The organism is Neisseria sp. HMSC31F04, assembly GCF_001807735.1.
GTDB lineage: Bacteria > Pseudomonadota > Gammaproteobacteria > Burkholderiales > Neisseriaceae > Neisseria > Neisseria elongata.
Genome location: NZ_KV790831.1, coordinates 42,538 through 59,563, shown reverse-complemented (window position 1 = coordinate 59,563; position 17,026 = coordinate 42,538). Strand labels below are relative to the sequence as shown.

At 51.4% G+C, this 17,026-nt stretch carries 17 protein-coding genes and 1 CRISPR repeat array; of the genes, 2 read left to right on the top strand and 15 right to left on the bottom strand.

Translation table 11 applies throughout. From position 1 onward, the window contains the following. Position 1: 1 nt before the first annotated feature. A CRISPR array of direct repeats spans positions 2-293; the repeat unit is 26 nt; unit sequence ACACACAGCCGCCTGAAGGCGGCTGG. A gap of 189 nt (positions 294-482) precedes the next feature. From cas2 to miaA, 15 genes are all read right to left on the bottom strand, one after another. Beyond that, positions 483-776: a CRISPR-associated endonuclease Cas2 gene (gene cas2, locus HMPREF3107_RS10315; RefSeq protein WP_070455240.1), complete on the bottom strand. Its 294-nt coding sequence runs from the start codon at positions 774-776 to the stop codon at positions 483-485. 75 nt (positions 777-851) lie between these two features. Then, positions 852-1,865, bottom strand: coding sequence for a type I-C CRISPR-associated endonuclease Cas1c (cas1c, locus tag HMPREF3107_RS10310; RefSeq protein WP_070455238.1), 1,014 nt, complete (start codon positions 1,863-1,865; stop codon positions 852-854). A 97-nt stretch (positions 1,866-1,962) separates the two neighbouring features. After that, positions 1,963-2,886, bottom strand: coding sequence for an HNH endonuclease (locus tag HMPREF3107_RS10305; RefSeq protein ID WP_070455236.1), 924 nt, complete (start codon positions 2,884-2,886; stop codon positions 1,963-1,965). Between the two features lie 31 nt (positions 2,887-2,917). Then, on the bottom strand, positions 2,918-3,568 hold the full coding sequence (gene cas4, locus HMPREF3107_RS10300) for a CRISPR-associated protein Cas4 (RefSeq protein ID WP_070455234.1): 651 nt from the start codon (positions 3,566-3,568) through the stop codon (positions 2,918-2,920). Between the two features lie 21 nt (positions 3,569-3,589). Continuing rightward, positions 3,590-4,036, bottom strand: a complete 447-nt coding sequence (locus HMPREF3107_RS12735) for a type I CRISPR-associated protein Cas7 (protein ID WP_256364803.1) — start codon at positions 4,034-4,036, stop codon at positions 3,590-3,592. Then, positions 3,958-4,482, bottom strand: a complete 525-nt coding sequence (locus HMPREF3107_RS12730) for a type I CRISPR-associated protein Cas7 (RefSeq protein WP_256364802.1) — start codon at positions 4,480-4,482, stop codon at positions 3,958-3,960. The genes HMPREF3107_RS12735 and HMPREF3107_RS12730 overlap by 79 nt, the downstream gene beginning before the upstream one ends. A gap of 21 nt (positions 4,483-4,503) precedes the next feature. Then, positions 4,504-6,504 (bottom strand): type I-C CRISPR-associated protein Cas8c/Csd1, encoded by a 2,001-nt coding sequence (gene cas8c, locus HMPREF3107_RS10290; RefSeq protein ID WP_070455232.1) that lies wholly within the window; start codon positions 6,502-6,504, stop codon positions 4,504-4,506. Continuing rightward, positions 6,501-7,223 (bottom strand): type I-C CRISPR-associated protein Cas5c, encoded by a 723-nt coding sequence (gene cas5c, locus HMPREF3107_RS10285; RefSeq protein WP_070455230.1) that lies wholly within the window; start codon positions 7,221-7,223, stop codon positions 6,501-6,503. Before cas5c ends, cas8c begins: the two co-directional genes overlap by 4 nt. A 7-nt stretch (positions 7,224-7,230) precedes the next feature. Continuing rightward, a complete protein-coding gene (locus HMPREF3107_RS10280) occupies positions 7,231-9,762 on the bottom strand; it encodes a CRISPR-associated helicase/endonuclease Cas3 (protein WP_070455229.1) in 2,532 nt (843 codons plus the stop codon). A 130-nt stretch (positions 9,763-9,892) separates the two neighbouring features. Beyond that, a complete protein-coding gene (locus HMPREF3107_RS10275; protein ID WP_070455228.1) occupies positions 9,893-10,615 on the bottom strand; it encodes a DUF4184 family protein in 723 nt (240 codons plus the stop codon). A 280-nt stretch (positions 10,616-10,895) separates the two neighbouring features. Then, the gene (locus HMPREF3107_RS10270; protein ID WP_070455227.1) at positions 10,896-11,345 is read right to left on the bottom strand and encodes a DUF4149 domain-containing protein; all 450 of its coding nucleotides are present in this window, start codon (positions 11,343-11,345) and stop codon (positions 10,896-10,898) included. A gap of 70 nt (positions 11,346-11,415) precedes the next feature. Then, a complete protein-coding gene (locus tag HMPREF3107_RS10265; protein WP_070455226.1) occupies positions 11,416-12,801 on the bottom strand; it encodes an MFS transporter in 1,386 nt (461 codons plus the stop codon). 66 nt (positions 12,802-12,867) lie between these two features. Continuing rightward, positions 12,868-13,131, bottom strand: a complete 264-nt coding sequence (locus HMPREF3107_RS10260) for a hypothetical protein (RefSeq protein WP_070455225.1) — start codon at positions 13,129-13,131, stop codon at positions 12,868-12,870. 13 nt (positions 13,132-13,144) lie between these two features. Further along, complete coding sequence (locus HMPREF3107_RS10255) at positions 13,145-13,663, bottom strand: RDD family protein (protein ID WP_210391424.1); 519 nt, start codon at positions 13,661-13,663, stop codon at positions 13,145-13,147. Positions 13,664-13,930: 267 nt separating this feature from the next. Further along, positions 13,931-14,869 carry a tRNA (adenosine(37)-N6)-dimethylallyltransferase MiaA gene (gene miaA, locus HMPREF3107_RS10250; protein ID WP_070455223.1) on the bottom strand — a complete coding sequence of 313 codons (939 nt, stop codon included), beginning with the start codon at positions 14,867-14,869 and terminating at the stop codon, positions 13,931-13,933. 196 nt (positions 14,870-15,065) lie between these two features. Here miaA and panC point away from each other — a divergent pair, with 196 nt between their 5' ends. Continuing rightward, positions 15,066-15,902, top strand: coding sequence for a pantoate--beta-alanine ligase (gene panC / locus HMPREF3107_RS10245; protein ID WP_049250286.1), 837 nt, complete (start codon positions 15,066-15,068; stop codon positions 15,900-15,902). A gap of 57 nt (positions 15,903-15,959) precedes the next feature. After that, entirely contained in the window at positions 15,960-16,895 is a 936-nt protein-coding gene (gene pip, locus HMPREF3107_RS10240; RefSeq protein ID WP_070455222.1) for a prolyl aminopeptidase, read from the top strand. Positions 16,896-17,026: the final 131 nt, after the last annotated feature.

Genomic DNA, 17,026 nt, shown 5'->3' with positions numbered 1-17,026 from the left:
AACACACAGCCGCCTGAAGGCGGCTGGGTCAAAACCGCCGATATGGAGCAGTACGGAAATTTGTTTCAACACACAGCCGCCTGAAGGCGGCTGGGTGTGCCAGAGGATTTCGCTTTCCTGATGGTGTGTTTCAACACACAGCCGCCTGAAGGCGGCTGGAACCGCCGAACAACTCCATGCCCTCAACCGCGACGTTTCAACACACAGCCGCCTGAAGGCGGCTGGGCGCGGACGGACACGGCCTCCTGTATAACCTCATGTGTTTCAACACACAGCCGCCTGAAGGCGGCTGGAGCTTCTCTCAAAAGCCTTGCTCTATCAGGTTTCGCAGCCCCGATTTCGCTAAGCTCCCAAGAAAAGCGCGAACGCGAGTATAACACAGCCTTTTCCGTTACGCCCGCATTCGCAATATCCTGATTGTTAAAGAACAATCCCAATTCGCCAACCCTGCAGCATTTTCATGAGAACTGCAGGTTGGCGATTCACACAATCAACGTATCCTTAAACACATCTACTGCCGGTTTTGCACCGTGGTGTTCCACTTTGCGCCGCCATTTGCTGCCCAGATGGTAAAAGCGCAGGCTGTCGGTTTCGGGGTTGTAGGTTTTCAAAAGTTTGTCTTTTAAAACAACCCACTGATCAGGCGCGATGTCGCATTCGAACACCGAATACTGCACGCGCACGCCGTAATCCAGACACAATTTCGCCACGCGCCGCAACCTTGCCTGTCCTTTGGCGTCTTCCAGCGAAATATCGTAAGTAATCAGCATCAGCATTTTGTATTCCCATGTGCAGGCTGCTTTATGAGGTCGTCTGAAAACATCCAACCCGTTTTCAGACGACCTGCAAACCTATCTCATCAAAAACGGCGGATATTCCGCCAAATCCCCGCGCAAATGGCGCGCCAACAGCATTGCCTGAATATACGGCAGCAGCCCGATTTCCACTTCCTCGCCCAAAAACGGATGAACGATTTTCTCCTGCTTCTTCGCCTGCAAAGCTTGGAACAACAGCTTACGCGCATCGGCTTTTAAGCTTACCGCGCCGCTTACCTCTGTAACGAAATCTTGTGGTTTGATTTGCCCTCGGTTAATCAGCGACAGCACCAACCTGTCCGCCCACCACGCGCGGAATTCTTCCAAAATATCCTGCGCCAAACTGTCGCGACCCGGTCGGTCGGCGTGCAGAAAGCCCACCTGCGGGTCCAGCCCCACGCCTTGCAGCGCGCCGCTGATGTCCTTGCCCAAGATGCTGTATACAAACGATAACAGCGCATTCACCCCATCTCTGGGCGGACGGCGGTTGCGCCCGTCAAAAGAAAAGCCGCTTTTTTCGCTCAAAAGCAGCCCGAATACGCCGAAATAACGCGCCGCCGCATCGCCTTCAATGCCGCGCACCACGTCCAGCCCGTCCGCGCCCTTCAACTGCCGCAGCGAAATATTCAAAGCATCGACCGCACTTTGAATCGCCGCATTCTCGCCGTAATTGCGAATCTGCCGCTGAAGCACCCGCTTACCCGCCTGAATCTTCGCCGCGATGATATTGCGCGCAATCGGCACGGGATTTTGCTCCGATACCCGATACTGCGCCCGACGCAACAGCACATTACCGCTCTGCCGTCCTTGAAGCCGCCCCAAGAAACGTCCGTTTTCGGTAAAAAACGCCAAATTCACATTATTTTCACCGCAAAACCCCAGCAAAAATGGCGAAACCAGCACATTCCCAAAGCAGAAAATATGTCCGATGGAATGCACCGGCAACTGCGCCACCTTCTTACGCTCCTGCTCCACCACCAGCGTTTCCCGCTCCTTATGCAGATAGCTGCCTTGGGTGGTGATGTAGAGCGTGTTTTGCAGTTTGCGCATGGGAAGACTCCTTGGGTTTTGACCGCACTTTTGAAGGCTAACATGTTTCAGTCATCTGAAAATGGTAGTATTTTTTCAGATGACCTTCGATTTACTCTTATTTAAATTTCAATCCAAGTTCATGAATTCTATCAAGAATTTCCTTTGGTATTTCGTCTAAGGGAATTTGTTCATTCCATCCTCCCTCATATTTCATATGAGCTATATTTTCAACTTTATTAGGCTTTTCAGATGTCAAGTCAATGTTGCTTGGCACTATAAAATTTAAAGAATTAACATCTAAATATTTATCCTCTTTACTAAATGATGGAATTACAAAATAAAATATATAATTATCAAATCTTATAAAGCATGTTAAATTAGGATATTTTTTCTTATCCCCTATTCTTTTATTTAAAGCTATTATTATAGGTTCTTCAATATTCCCCGGGATAAAAAACACGTTCATTTTCAATAATTTGTCATTAAAATTATGTGGTTTTTGATTAAATCTAACCCATTTTATGCACTGTCTGTATGTCGACAATTCTTTCTCAGGCAAAATTGATATAGCCATTTTTACAAAACACTTATATACTTGCACTGGTACATATGTTTTATATTCTGCTTGAATAGATACAGTTTCGGTATCTTTATTTACATTAATTAAAGAAGAATCATGATTCTCAATAATTAATAAATCTCTACCAATTACTTCAATCCTCTCTCCAGATTTTGATTTATACTTAGGAATGCCTTTTTTCCCTCTAACTTGACAGATTGTTCGTGAAACCCCTAAGAAATTAGCCAAGTTATTCTCTAAGTTTTTATCAAAATATTCATTACACTCATCGCATTCATCCATCGAAAATAAAAATTTATTCCCTATTAATTCTGGTAAAGAATGAGCCACTTTACTAAATTTAGTATTCCCAACAACCTTCCCACAATATCTACATGTCCCTTTACTTCCAATATGGATTTTTTTATCCAATACGTATGATTTCAATATTTTGTATTGGATAAATAAATTTTCAAACATAGCTTCATATCCTCAAACTGTAAATAATCTCTCACTCTTCAAACACCCCCGCCACATACCCCACACTCCTATCCCGTTTCCCCAACAACTCCGGCTGGCAAATCTCCACTAGCGAGCAGGCTTTGCAGCGTTTGCCGTAGTCGGGCGGCGGGGTTTGGCCGCTGTTTAGAAGTTCGCGCACGGCGGCGATGGTGGCGAGTGTTTGGGCGCGCAGGTCGTCTGAAAACACGACGGGGATGCGGTGGCGGGTTTGCATATACCACAGCGCGCCCTCGCTGACGGTTTGCCCCGTCATTTCTTTCAGGCACAAACCTTGAGCGCAAAGTTGGATTTCGTCCATTGGGCTGGGTTTGGGCTTGCCGCGTTTGTATTCCACAGGTTTCAGACGACCTGTTTTTGTTTCGACTTCCACCAAATCCAACACGCCGCTGATGCCCAGCTTCTCCGCCGACACATGCACCGTCCGCTCAAAGCGCACGCCTTTGCGCGTTTCCGGCTCACCCGAATCCACCCGTTCATGCAGCGCCTTGCCCTGCGCGGTCAAATGATTCTCCGCCCACGCCTGCTCGTTATGAATCAACGCACATTGGCGCGGACAGAAGGCGTAGTGTTGCAGGGCAGAAAGGGGAATCAGGCGCGTGTCCTGATTTTCCCTTTGGATTTCGGTTAAAAGTGCCGTCATCTTTTTGAACGTTTTTAGGAGTTAAAAACCATCAAGGATTTCGGGTTTCAATGACGCTCCATTTCCCGTAGCGGTAAGTTTTTCTTCGGTTATGTCCCCAATCAGTCCATCAATGGATTTATTTTTTATTTTTTCTTCAATAATTTCTTTTAACTTACCATGCACTTTGCCAGAAGAGTATTGCCCAGCTTTGCTGTTATGTTCCCACCAGATGAGTTTCAGTACCTGCATGCTGCCTTCGGGGCGAGCGGATGATGCGTCGCCTTCAAAGAGTTTGGTGAGTACGGTTTTGATTTTTTCGGCATCGTCGTCTGAAAAGCCGGTGCGCTCGGCAAGCTGCGGCGACATCGCGCCGAAGGCAACGTACACGCCGTTATCGACGCGGTGTTTCATGCCCATGGTGTCGGAGCTTTTTTTCGTGCCATCGCCTTCGCCACTGACGCTTTTGGTGATCTGGGTGCTGGTGATGTTAATCGGCTCAATGCTGAATGCGGATTGAATGGTAACGGGGCCGCGTACAGCGATGGATATGCCGCTGCTGCCGTCGCTGCTGAATGCGAAACCTGCCCGAAACTGCGCACATCTAGCCATTTTTCGCAGGCTTTTTTAGCGGTGTCGTCTTTGTTGGCTTTTTTAGCGTTAAAGGCATCCGCACCCAAGCCGACATCTTTGTCTTTGGCACGGTTGGCCAGGCTAGTCATGCCGTCGGTTTTCTTTTCGTCCGATTGTACGAAGATGCTCTCGCCACTGTCTTGCAGGCGGTCGCGGATTTTGCGTTTCAGGCACACATCAGTCATTTCGCCAAAACCTTGGAAATCGGCACGCGGGCGGTTGCCGTTCAAGGGGTCGCCGTTAGGGTTGGCATTGGTTACTTTCAGGATTAAGGCGAAGTCGATTTTTTTGGTTAAGCTCATTTTAGTTTTCCTTTAAATAGGTTATTCGTGGGTTTTGGATTTATTGGCAGAAAGCTCGGCAATGCGACGGGCAATTTCCATTTTTTGGCAATGGTAGCCCAAGAGAAATTCGCCGCTTAATTTGTTGTCGCAGGTGAAATCATCGGTGGCAAATAATTCCATAATCTCGCCGATTGCCTGTGCACCGGTATCTTTACCGTTGTTGCGAAGGCGTTCTTGATAGGGTTTCAACGCCAGCTCAATATTGCGCCATGTGGCAAACGGGTGTTCGGCGAAACGCTGCATATAGCGCTCAGCGGTGGTGGCTCGTTTTTCGCCTGCCAAATACAGGGCGTAGGATTCAGTGTTTTCGGCGACGGCAAGCAGCCTGCCATATAAGTAGTCGCGCGAGCGGTTTTGGGTATCCAAACTCATAGGGTAAGTTCTCCGTTGTGATAAATCGTGATGACGAGCGCGCCAGCCTTTGTATAGGGCACAGGCGACGCCAATGTTTCTTTGCCATTCCCAATTTTCGCAGCCATTAGGATTGCAGGCTGCCTGAAAACTCTTTTGTACCAAATCTTCGGGAATCGGCACGGATGTTCCGCCTGCGATAACGGGCAGAAGGCGGGCATAAAGCTGTTTTTTGAGCGTATCGGACAGGGATTTTCCGTACACAGCTTCGGCAATACTGTAAGGCGACGGCGGGACGAAACGCCATTGGGTGCGCTTGTCGGTTTTCTTGCCGTTTGGGACTTCAATGCTGTAACGCTGATACCAGGAAAAATCGTCAATCCACGCGTCCAAATTGGCGAAATAGTCGGCAGGCAGAAATTCTTGGTAATAGGTCAGTGCCATGCGCCCCGGTGTGGCAGAATCAAGCATAATCAGGGAGATTTGTTCATGGTCTTTCAATTCTGCCTGATAGCCGTGCAGTTTCTTTTTGATGATTTGTGCAGCAGCACGCCCGATATTTACAGACCAATCGGGGGACGGTTCAGTATTTTCAGATAGCCTTTGGGCGGCAATTTCATCGGGATTTTCAACCGCACTGATGTCCCAGTTGTCCATATCCGCCCAATCCAGTTCGGCGGAAATGTCTTTCATCGGCGACGGAATAGGTTTGCCGCTGATTGCCCAGGCGACGGTAACTTGGTCGCCGTTTCGGATGCCTTGGCGGGAAATCAGCCAACGCAGCGCGCTGTGTGCCTTGGCGGATACGTCTGCCGATACGCTGGCGGCTTCTTCGGCGGTGGCAAAACGCCCGCGAAAGGTGTAACCCGCCGTATCGTTGGAAGAAATCAGTTTGGCTTTATCGCCCGTGTGGCGCAGCTTGGCGGGATGCATGGTGGAAATGACAGTTTCTTCGCCCTGCACCAAGCAAAAACCTTTTTCGGCTTTTTCCGAAGCGGCGTAATCCGCCCAAGATCGCTGTATAGTTTTGTCCGTCCATGTTTGGCTGTGTACGTCGCCTGCAATTTCCACCTGCCAGCACACCAATGCCGAGCCGAATTCGATTTCGCCCTTGGTTTTAGGCAGCACGGAGAAAATCGGCGGCGCATCGCCTTCTGTTTCCCATTTGTTCAACACTTTGCCGTCCGAATCAAGCGGAAATATGCCTGCTTCCACCAAATCAGCAACCACCCGTCCTTTGGCAACATAGTGCAACACAGCCTGCACTTTAGGATGGGCAAAAGGCGATTCGCACCATGCTTTGAGTTGTTTCAGGTAGCCTTCAAAATAGGCTTTCTTTTCGCCACCGTAATCGGCGTAATCTTTGGCGACATATTGGATTTTGTCAGCAAGCGGATGCGGGGCTTCGCCGCTGGTGCGGTTTTCAGACGACTCGGTGGCAGGCAGCAAAATCGCCGTTTTCGGCGGCATCACGCATGCCGTCTGAAAATTGCCCTGACCGTTAATCACGATAACGATATGCGCGTTTTGGATGGTATGCCCGACCGGCGTCAGCGGCTCGGCATCATCGGTAACCCACTGTTCCAAAATGCTTTCATACGTCCGATAAAGTTTCTGCATCCAGCTCATAATCCTAGCTCCTTGGCTTCATCTTCCACAGGCTTGACGTTTTCGCCGCGCTTGAACGGTTTTTCAGGCTGCATTTTGCGGATAAATCGGGTTTTCAGGCAGCCTGCACTTTCGTTTACACTGGGGAATTCAATCACGCCGTTTTGCATATTTGCCATCCAAAAACGGCTGACCAATTCGGGCTTTCCGGTTTCTTCGGGATAGCCAAAACTGTGGAACATCAGGCCAAAATCCAAATTGCCGTATCTATCGTAAAAGCCTTCACCTTCGCCAAACTCGCAAGGCTCGACATAGCCTTGGCAATCGCGCGTGCCGAGAAAAATATCCTGCCGCCCGCCGCGTTCCAACATTCTTCTGGCAATGGCGATGTGTTTGCCGAAATTGCGGTCGCCTGCCAATTCTTCCCAATGCTCATTCCATTCAAAATGGGCTTCCACTTGGTATTCCACGTCCTGCAAAAAGGTGTAAATTGCCAAAGTATTGCCGCCGTTCCAGTCCAGCGGTTTGGTGGACTTGCTTTGGGTGCGGATGGGTTTCATCACGCGGATGCGGTCGATATGCCAAATCAACGTGGGTTTCCAATAAATGCTTTTGACAATGCCTTTAATGGCTTCGTATGTCGGCACTTGGTAGCTGAATTTTTCGCCGCCAATTTTGGTAACAGGGTCGGTAAACAAGGCCTGCCGTCCCCAAACGCGGAAACTGATTTTGCTGTCCATATTGCTCCTATAAATCGTAAAAAGTCATTTCGCTTGTTTCATCTAAAGACAAGCCGAATTCATCGTTGTAATAGCGTTCATTCAGATAATAAATACCCGAGCCTTCAATGGTTTCATGCAGGGCGTTTTCTTTTTGTAATTTATCCCAAACGTTGGGGAAGACGTTCACGCTGTAACGCTGGGCTTTTTTCTTTGCGTCATACATTTCTTTTGGATCCCATTCGCCGCAAAGTTTGGCAATGAGTTCCGCACCTTCGCCATACGGCACAATCACGGCGTGTGTCGGCGCGTCTATGGCTTGGAAAGCGCGCCCTGCACTTTTGAAGGATTGCATCAACAGTGGCAACGGTTTGCTTCTTTTATTGTTTTTTTCGCCATAAGGATTCAGCGCGTTATCGCTCAACCAATCCAACAGTGAGCCTGTTGCGCTGTTTTTGATGGAATACGCCATTTCATCACTACGCTGGTAAAAATAGTATTCAAAATAACGCTCCATCGCGGCAGGCTGCAAAATATCCTGTCCGGCAAAATCGCGAAACACGCGTTCGGCATGGGTTTTGCCTGCCTGAATATCGGGCAATATCCGCGTAAAATCCTGTTCCTGTAAATTCAACACCCAAACCTGCCCTTTGCCTTTTTTCTCACCGTGCCGGTTACAACGTCCCGCCGCTTGGGCAATGCTATCCAGCCCGCCCAAGGCACGAATCACGCAAGCCATCGAAATATCCACGCCTGCTTCAATCAACTGGGTGCTGATGCAGATAACAGGCTGTTTGTTTTTCAGACGAGCTTTGATAGTGTCAAAAATCGCTTTGCGGTGCGTCGCGCATTGGTTGGTACTTAAATGAAACAAGGTCTCGGGCGGCACGTTCTGCCTTTGGCAATATTGATAAAGCTCTTGCGCCCATTTTTTGGTATTGACAATAAATAGGCAGCTTTGGGTCGTCTGAAACTGTTTCAGCAAGAACGTGCCTGCTTCTTCCACATTCCAGCCGCCTGCTTTTTCGTTGAATCGGATTTCTACGCGCGATAAATCGGCAAACAATTTGTCCAAATACTGATGTTTACCCATGATTTCAGCATCTTCTGACAGCCTTAATAAACCGCGTAAAGCAATGCTTTCCCTTTTATCTTCAGGGAAATTCCGCAAACCCGATTCGCCGAGCAGAGGCTGTGTCGCCGTACACAAAAGCGCCGTGCTTTTGCCAAACGTCGTCAACCAGTTCAGTACATTGCAAAACAAATGCACACATTTCACGGGCAGGGTTTGGATTTCGTCAAAAATCAGTATCGCATTGGTCATTGGGTGGATATGGCGTGCGCCGCGCGTACCGCCGCCGAACCAGGCATCCAAGAACTGCACCATGGTGGTAAACACAATGGGCTTGTCCCAGTTTTCGGATAGCAGTTTGTCCTGCCAGCTTTGCTTTTCGGGTTCTAAATTGGAGTGGTGTTCGAGCACCCACTTCTCACATTCTGAACATTTTCTACATGAATGAAATTCACCATTTTCATCTTCTTTCAAATCTAAACAATAAATTTTACGAACTTCTTCCGCATTTTGATCAATGATGGAGGTATAAGGAATGATGTAGATGATGCGGTCGAGATTGTGCTTTTGCGCATGATGCAGAGCGTAGCGCAGACTGGCCAATGTTTTGCCGCCACCGGTCGGCACGGTCAGCGTATAAATACCTTGAGAATCGGCCGCTCTTTTTAGGCAGTCGTCTGAAATTTTGCGGCGGATTTCATCGATAGGATAACGGTTTTCAAAACCTGCTAATTTGGTTTCCAACTGATTAATCGCCGATTGCCAATCTGGTTTTTCCGTCAAGCGGCGGACTTCTTTTTGCACTTCCCGTTCAAAATCCGAGCTGTTGATATGGTCAGTATCAATCAGGCAGCTAAACAGGAAACGAGTCAGACAGCCAAGATAAAATTCTTTGATTTTGTTATTGGTGGCTTGGTCAGAAAGAATCGGTTTCACTGCATTTAGCAGGCTGCGAATCAGGTTTTCACTGGCCAGTTCTTTTGCTTTCTGTTGAACGGCTTCATCGGCATTTTGCTCGCATTCTGTCAAATGCGTCAGTTCATCAGTTTTATTAAACCGCTCAATCCATTTCGGATTACCTTCTCCATCCAAACAGTCAATCAAGCCTTCGCCGTGATGTGATGCAATGCACAAACCCAGCATTTGTCCGAACAATTCGCCGATATCCTGTGCTGCGCCAAATTTTCTCAATTCACGGTACACCCATTGCGCACCGGCGGTGGAATGATCCACTTTACTACCGTTCGGTGTACTTTCTTCATCATCTAAATCAGGATTAAACAAACCCGTTTCATCGTGGAGATATTTTTGGAATTTACGGGAATATTTACCAAAATCGTGCATGAGTCCGAGTAATTCGCCCGCCTGATCTAAATCCAGCTTAGCTGCCAATAATTTGGCGATCTCGGCGGTTTCCGTTAGATGGGTTTGCAAAGATTGAGGTTGCCCATCTGCTTTTCGGACATGGGCAATGTAGTTAAGATTCATCACTTGCTATTTATCAAAAATAAAATTGCACCCTACACCACCATCTAAATATTTTCAACAAAATATATACAAACTATGAATAATAGCAATTAAATAAAATCACTATCATAATAATTGCAATAAAATATTTTTAGTAGTATTTCTTTCGAAATATATTCCTTAAACATACTATCGAAAATGAAATTACCACACAATCAATCAGGCGGATTGTTTGTGTGGCGGCATGACCCAACGGCGCGGGAGCAATGATTTGCCAGATGGAAAAGCCAAGGAACGACAGTATGGCGCAAAGAATCCAAAAACGGTATTTTTGTCCAATGGTTTGACGAGAGCGGTATGGCCGGCGGCGGGCGGTGTGAAATACAAAGTACAGGCAGGCGGTTAGGCCTATTACACCGCCGCCGTATTGCAGCCATTTAAAGATTGGCAGAAACAATACGGTTTGTTGCAGTACGGGGAAATGCTGCACAAACCAGCCGGTGGGGTGGGTAAACGCATCAAGGAAAAGATGGGTAGCCATGCCGAATAAGGCACTCGGTATGAAGGCCGCCGATTTGAGTTTATTAAAATCTACATTTTCAGACGGCCTATAAGGGGCGGCATTCAGGCAATTTGGTAAAAAATCAGACAAAGTGTCCCGCCACAGGGCAAGATAAAGCCAATAAACCGCGAAGCACAACGGCAGGTTCGGCCACAGCATATCGGCCAAACCATGTCCGCCGGATACGGCATGTCCATGCAGAAAATAGACGAAATCAGGTGAAAGGCTTCCGATGACCAATGCGGGGAAATGGCAATAACGGCAGCGTGAAAACGGCAAAACGGCAATCGGGTGTGCAAGGGTAAACGGCATATTTTGAAATCCGATGATGATGATGCGTAAACATGATTTTAGCGCAGCCGGAAGAGTAGAAAATATCGGATTTGATTGAAGGCAGGCCAATTTTCTATGTTTACGAAGAGAATAAAAAATCTGAAAAACTGTTTGTTCAAACCGGTTTTTCAGACGGCCTTTTACTGAGCTTCTGGAATATTATGAATAAACGGGCAATAAATTTGGCAGCCCGCCCCATCCGTACAACAAGGGGCGCAGGCTGCCGATTCATGGCTGATAAAAACACTTTCTCAGACGGCTAATTTTTCTCAAACTTCAAATAACGCAACAGTAAACCTAAGCCCAAGAAACTGCATACCAGATAAATGATGCTGGAAATGCCGTGCCACATACCGAAAGAACCGCCCAACAACGAAAGCAGCCTGTTTTCCGTACCCGCCTTGTGCGCCGCGATCACCGGGTTTATCAGGAATTGGTTGGCTGCGGTCAGCAGCAGCAGGAAGATAATGAATTTCGGTGCCACCTTGCCGTTGTTGGAAAACGAACGGTTGCGGTTACTCCGCACCACCAGCCAAGCCATGGCCCAGACCAACAGGCCGAAATAATTGTTGATTGAAAACAGTACGCCTGCGATGTTCCCGGCTTCCTGCTTGCCAAGCCGTTCAAATAAAATCGGGGCGGCAACATAGCCCGCCATTATCTGCATACCCAGCCACAAGCCGGTCAGCAGTGCGCACAATCGGTTCATCATTTCCTCCTGAAATTCAAATCTGCCGCATACTAACACAATTTTCAGACGGCCTGAGGCTCATACCGCCCTACACCAAATTCGACCCGTCCTTCGGATGCAGATAAACGAAAACCCAGCTTGCACAAAAAGTAATCGTACCTATAACCAAAAACGTATATTGGAAAGCCTGATGCACATTGCCTGTCCGCGGATTGCCGCTGCCGAAAAAGTTAAGCAGCAGCGCGCCCAACGCAATGCCGAAACTAATGGCCAACTGTTGGTTTACCGCCATCAGGCTGTTGCCGCTGCCTTCCATCTGCGGCCGCAAATCGGCCAGAGTCAGCGTATTCATCGACGAATATTGCAGCGAATTGCACATACCGAGCACAAACAGAACCGGCACAATCAGCCAAACCGGCGTAGACGCATCCGGCAAAGCCATAGACATAATCAGCAAACCGATAATGCGGGTATTCCAAATCAGCACCCTGCGGTAGCCGAAACGGACAATCAACGGTTTCACAAACGGCTTGGTCAGCAAAGCAGCCAACGCCACAGGCGCGAGCATCTGTCCCGACACACTCGCACTGCGCATAAAGGCCACCTGAAGCAGCAAGGGCATCAAAAACGGCATCGCCCCCATGCCCAAACGGCTGATCAGGTTGCCCAAAATACCCAAGCGGAACGTCCGCACCAAACGCAGGCGCGGCGGATACAGCGCGAGGTCGCCGTCGTGCCGCGCATGCCGCCAATAGCACCACAAAGCCGCCAAACCGCCCGTACCGCACAAAGCGGAAAACAAACGCGCCCCCGGATGCATCAGCAGCTCCACCGACAGGCTCAACCCCACCGCCGCCGCACCGAAAAATAAAAAACCGGTCAAATCGAAATGCGGCACGCTGCCCTCGGGCGCGGAAAAGTCGGGCATGATTTTCGCCGCCCCAACGATGCCCGCCAAACCGATGGGCACATTGATCAAAAACACCCAATGCCAACTCGCATATTCCACCAAATAGCCGCCCACCAGCGGACCGGCTATCGGCCCCAGCAGCGCGGGCATCACGACGAAATTCATCCGGTTGATCAACTCGGCCTTATCGTAAGCGCGCAGGATAATCAGCCTCGGCACAGGCACCATCATCGCCCCACCCATCCCCTGCACCACCCTGGCGAACACCAGCAGCGGCAGGTTCGGTGCCGCCGCGCACATCAGCGAACCCAGCACGAACAACGCCATCGAAACGGAAAACACCTTCTTCGTGCCGTAGCGGTCGGTCAGATAACCGCTCATCGGCATAAACAACGCCAGCGTCAGCGCATAGGAAATCACCGCCGACTGCATATTCAGCGGCGATTGCTGCAAATCCGCCGCCATCTGCGGCAGCGCGGTATTCAATACCGTCGCATCCAGCATCTGCATAAAAATACAAACCGCCAACAGCAGCGGCAACCATCTGGACGGTGTGGCAGCCATATTCGGCCTCCTCTTAAATAACAGGCCGTCTGAAAAACGGCTTTCAGACGGCCTCATCATAACGCACTAAGCGTTTTCGTTCACTTCGGCAAACATCACTTGCAACATCGCTTCGATATCCGATTTTTCCCGTTCGGAATACACATCTGCCGCCAACAGGATATTCCGCGCCTCAAGCAGGCCCACCTTCCGGTTATGCTGCACGAAACACACGCAGCCTAAAAAAGGCACGCCGCCGTTTTTCAAGCGGACAAGCCCTCCGGCCAACGCCCGCCCATCCAGCATCGGCAGGCTTTCCGCATACTTTTTTATTTCGCCGACCGTTTTCATCGTCCGCACCTTTTCAGACGGCCTTATCCTGTTTTTTCACATCCACCAGCCGCGTACCTGCCAAATAATCGTATAAAAACTGACGGTCGGCGTTCAAAAGCGCGAAACCCCACGGCAGAATCCACCAAATCAAAGCCGCACCGCCCGCCGTTTTCGGCGGCACGCCCATCCCGCGGTTCAGCGCGGCATAAGCCAGCATCGGCACAAATACCAAAAACACGCAGGCCCAAATAAAGCGCAGCCTCAGCAGGTTCAACGGCGGCCGGACACCCGTCCGGTCGCACAAACCGATACGCCACACCTGCATCGCCAGCGTCTGCCCCTTCTTATGCCAGTTTATTTTGAAATACAGCCACCAGGCATACAAAATCACCAGCGTTACCAACAGGCTGCTCAACTGCGGTGCGGATTGATTGAGGAACAAAGCCAGAACCCCGGCGGGAATAAAGGCCGCGCAACTGACCGCGCCAATCAGCAATAATTCGTAGCACAAAGCCGCAAACCGGCGTTTCAGCGGCGCGGCGGGGAGCATATTTTCATTCATCGTAACCCCAATCATCACATAGTAAATTCAAATAAGAACCCTCCATACCGTCATTCCCGCGCAGGCGGGAATCCGGACTTCAATTTGTCGGGAACGCTTAGAGAAGACCGTTGCATAGCCGAACTTCCGCACTCCCACCTGCACGGAGTGCGAAGCAGGTCGGCGGCGACCAAACAATAGTCGGAGGCTTCTTATTTCAATTCACTGCCATCACACGGAACAGGCGCAAACGGCAGGCCGCCTTTCAGACGGCCTTCACGAAAAATGCTTTTCCAACGCCGCAGAGGCCGTCTGAAAAACATCCGCGCCGTCATACGGGTCGAGCAGCGTATCCGCTTCCGTCTTACGAAGCCAAGTCAGCTGCCGCTTCGCCAACTGGCGGGTGGCGGCGATACCCGCATCGACAAAAGCACCGTAAGCGCAGGCACCGTCCAAATAATCCCACGCCTGACGGTAACCCACGCAGCGCATCGAATTGTGTTCCGCCGTCAATGACGGATACTCCGCTTTCAGACGGCCGACCTCTTCGAGAAACCCCTGCTCCAACATCAATCGGAAACGCCGCGCAATCGCATCGTGCAGCAACTCGCGCCGCTGCGGAAACAAAACCAGCGTATGCAGCCGCAGCGGCACACGGTAGGCCGTCTGCACCGCCAAATGGTCGCTCAACGGCCGCTCGGTCAGCAGGAAAACCTCCAACGCCCGCTCGATGCGCTGACTGTCGCCCGGCTTCAACCGCGCGGCGGTGGCCGCATCCACCTCGCACAAACGGCGGTACAGCCCCTCAAGCCCCTGCTCCACCTTCTGTGCCTGCAACTGCGCCCGCACGCAGGCATCGGCCTGCGGCAAATCGTTCAAACCGTTTACCAGCGCGTGGAAATACATCATCGTACCGCCGACAATCAGCGGCATACGCCCGCGCGCACTGATTTCGCCGCACAAGCGCAGGCAGTCGGCGGCAAACTCCGCCGCGCTGTAAGACTGCAGCGGCGAAATGATGTCGATTAAATGATGCGGCACGGAAGCCAGCTCTTCGGCCGTCGGCTTGGCCGTCCCGATGTCCATCCCGCGGTAAACCAAAGCCGAGTCCAGGCTGATGATTTCCAGCGGGAAACGCTGCGCCAAACGCAATGCCAGCCCGGTTTTGCCGCCGGCGGTCGGCCCCAAAACGGCAAAGGCTTTAGGAAAATCCATAAATTCGCCAATACGGATGCAAATTGAAAGGCGGCATTATAACAGGCCGTCTGAAAACCTTTCCCCGCTTTTCAGACGGCCTCCGCCACACTTCTTCCAAAAACCGCCGTCCGCAGGCGTATAATCCGCCCGTATACGGAGCCGCCGCCGGTCAAAACGGCAAAGGCCGTCTGAAAACCCGAAAAGGAACAAAAACATGCAAATCATCCACACCGTCCAAGCCCTGCGCGAATGGCGCAAAACCGCCGGAACGGTTGCCTTCGTCCCCACCATGGGCAATCTGCACGAAGGCCACCTCGCCCTGGTGCGCGAAGCGAAAAAACGCGCCGACAACGTCGTCGTCAGCATATTCGTCAACCGCCTCCAATTCGGCCAGGGCGAAGACTTCGACCGCTACCCGCGCACCCTGCAACAGGACGCGGACAAACTGGCCGGCGAAGGCGTGGCCGTCGTCTTCGCGCCCGACGAAAAAGAACTGTATCCGAACGTCGAACAACGCTACAACGTCGAACCGCCGCATCTGCAAAACGAACTGTGCGGCAAATTCCGCCCCGGCCATTTCCGCGGCGTGGCCACCGTGGTCTCCAAACTCTTCAACATCGTCCAACCCGATTACGCCTGCTTCGGCAAAAAAGACTACCAGCAGCTTGCCGTCATCCAAGGCCTGACGGAAGACTTGAACTTCAACATAGAAATCGTCCCCGTCGATACCGGCCGCGCTTCAGACGGCCTCGCGCTTTCCAGCCGCAACCAATACCTGAGCGAAGCCGAACGCGCCGAAGCCCCGCGCCTCTACCGCGAACTGCAGGCAGTCGCCGAAGCGGTTAAAAACGGCAACCTCGCCTACGCCGAACTGGAAAACGCCGCCCGCCGCCGTTTGGAAGAAAACGGCTGGACGGCAGACTATGTGGAAGTCCGCCGCGCCGACACGCTGGAAACCGCCCACGCGGGCGACAAACACCTGGTCGTTCTGGCTGCCGCCCGACTGGGCGCGACCCGCCTGATCGACAACGTCGAAATCCGCCTGGATTAACCGCAGGCCGTCTGAAAACCACCTTTCAGACGGCCTCCCAACCACAAGGAGAAAACCATGCATCCGATTCGAGAACCCATCCGCAGCGGCCTGCTGCAATTATCCGCCATCCATCAAATCTACTGGGAAGAAAGCGGCAACCCCGACGGCATCCCCGTCATCTTCCTGCACGGCGGCCCCGGCGCGGGCGCATCGCCTGCCTGCCGCGGATTTTTCAACCCCGAAAAATACCGCATCGTCATCATCGACCAGCGCGGCTGCGGCCGTTCCCTGCCCTACGCCGAAACCCGCGAGAACACGACTTGGGATTTGGTGGCCGACATTGAAAAAGTACGCGAAATGCTGGACATCGAAAGCTGGCTGGTATTCGGCGGCTCTTGGGGCAGCACCCTCTCGCTGGCCTACGCCGAAACCCATCCCGAACGCGTGCGCGGGCTAATCCTGCGCGGCATCTTCCTCTGCCGCCAAATCGAAATCGACTGGTTGAGCGAAGCCGGCGGCGTAAGCATGGTTTACCCCGAACAATGGCAACGCTATCTGGCCGCCATACCGCCGGAAAAACACGGCGCGCTGGTACAGGCCTATTACGAACTGCTCCACTCGCCCGACCCCGCCGTCCACCTGCCGGCCGCCAAAGCCTGGGCGGACTGGGAAAGCTGGCTGATTCAGTTCGAACCCAAGCCTGTGGACGAAGACGCACAGGCTTCCTTGGCCATCGCGCGGCTGGAAAACCATTATTTCGTCCACCAAGGCTGGCTGCAGGGCGACAAAGCCATCTTGGCCAACGCCCACAAAATCCGCCACATCCCCACCGTTATCGTGCAAGGCCGCTACGACCTCTGCACCCCCACCCGCAGCGCATGGGATTTGAAACAGGCACTGCCGCAGGCCGATTTGCGGATAATCCAGGGCGGACACTCCTCCTTCGAGCCCGCCCTGTCGGCCGCCCTAGTGCAGGTGGCGGATGAATTTGCCGAACGCCTGGCAAAATAAGTCCGCCCCTCAACCTCAAGGCAACAGGCCGTCTGAAAACCGCACAGCCGTTTTTCAGACGGCCTTCCTTTTGGCCGACCGGTTACAAAATCCCTTTGAATTCCACCGTCAAACAGAGTACATTCACGCTT

Coding starts and splice junctions, on each gene's coding strand:
- cas2 (WP_070455240.1), bottom strand. CDS start 776: ATGCTGATGCTGATTACTTACGATATTTCGCTGGAAGACGCCAAAGGA.
- cas5c (WP_070455230.1), bottom strand. CDS start 7,223: ATGGACAGCAAAATCAGTTTCCGCGTTTGGGGACGGCAGGCCTTGTTT.
- pip (WP_070455222.1), top strand. CDS start 15,960: ATGCATCCGATTCGAGAACCCATCCGCAGCGGCCTGCTGCAATTATCC.
- HMPREF3107_RS10260 (WP_070455225.1), bottom strand. CDS start 13,131: ATGAAAACGGTCGGCGAAATAAAAAAGTATGCGGAAAGCCTGCCGATG.
- HMPREF3107_RS10305 (WP_070455236.1), bottom strand. CDS start 2,886: ATGTTTGAAAATTTATTTATCCAATACAAAATATTGAAATCATACGTA.
- cas4 (WP_070455234.1), bottom strand. CDS start 3,568: ATGACGGCACTTTTAACCGAAATCCAAAGGGAAAATCAGGACACGCGC.
- HMPREF3107_RS10265 (WP_070455226.1), bottom strand. CDS start 12,801: ATGGCTGCCACACCGTCCAGATGGTTGCCGCTGCTGTTGGCGGTTTGT.
- HMPREF3107_RS10255 (WP_210391424.1), bottom strand. CDS start 13,663: ATGCTCCCCGCCGCGCCGCTGAAACGCCGGTTTGCGGCTTTGTGCTAC.
- HMPREF3107_RS10275 (WP_070455228.1), bottom strand. CDS start 10,615: ATGCCGTTTACCCTTGCACACCCGATTGCCGTTTTGCCGTTTTCACGC.
- HMPREF3107_RS10280 (WP_070455229.1), bottom strand. CDS start 9,762: ATGAATCTTAACTACATTGCCCATGTCCGAAAAGCAGATGGGCAACCT.
- cas1c (WP_070455238.1), bottom strand. CDS start 1,865: ATGCGCAAACTGCAAAACACGCTCTACATCACCACCCAAGGCAGCTAT.
- HMPREF3107_RS12730 (WP_256364802.1), bottom strand. CDS start 4,482: ATGAGCTTAACCAAAAAAATCGACTTCGCCTTAATCCTGAAAGTAACC.
- panC (WP_049250286.1), top strand. CDS start 15,066: ATGCAAATCATCCACACCGTCCAAGCCCTGCGCGAATGGCGCAAAACC.
- HMPREF3107_RS10270 (WP_070455227.1), bottom strand. CDS start 11,345: ATGAACCGATTGTGCGCACTGCTGACCGGCTTGTGGCTGGGTATGCAG.
- cas8c (WP_070455232.1), bottom strand. CDS start 6,504: ATGAGCTGGATGCAGAAACTTTATCGGACGTATGAAAGCATTTTGGAA.
- miaA (WP_070455223.1), bottom strand. CDS start 14,869: ATGGATTTTCCTAAAGCCTTTGCCGTTTTGGGGCCGACCGCCGGCGGC.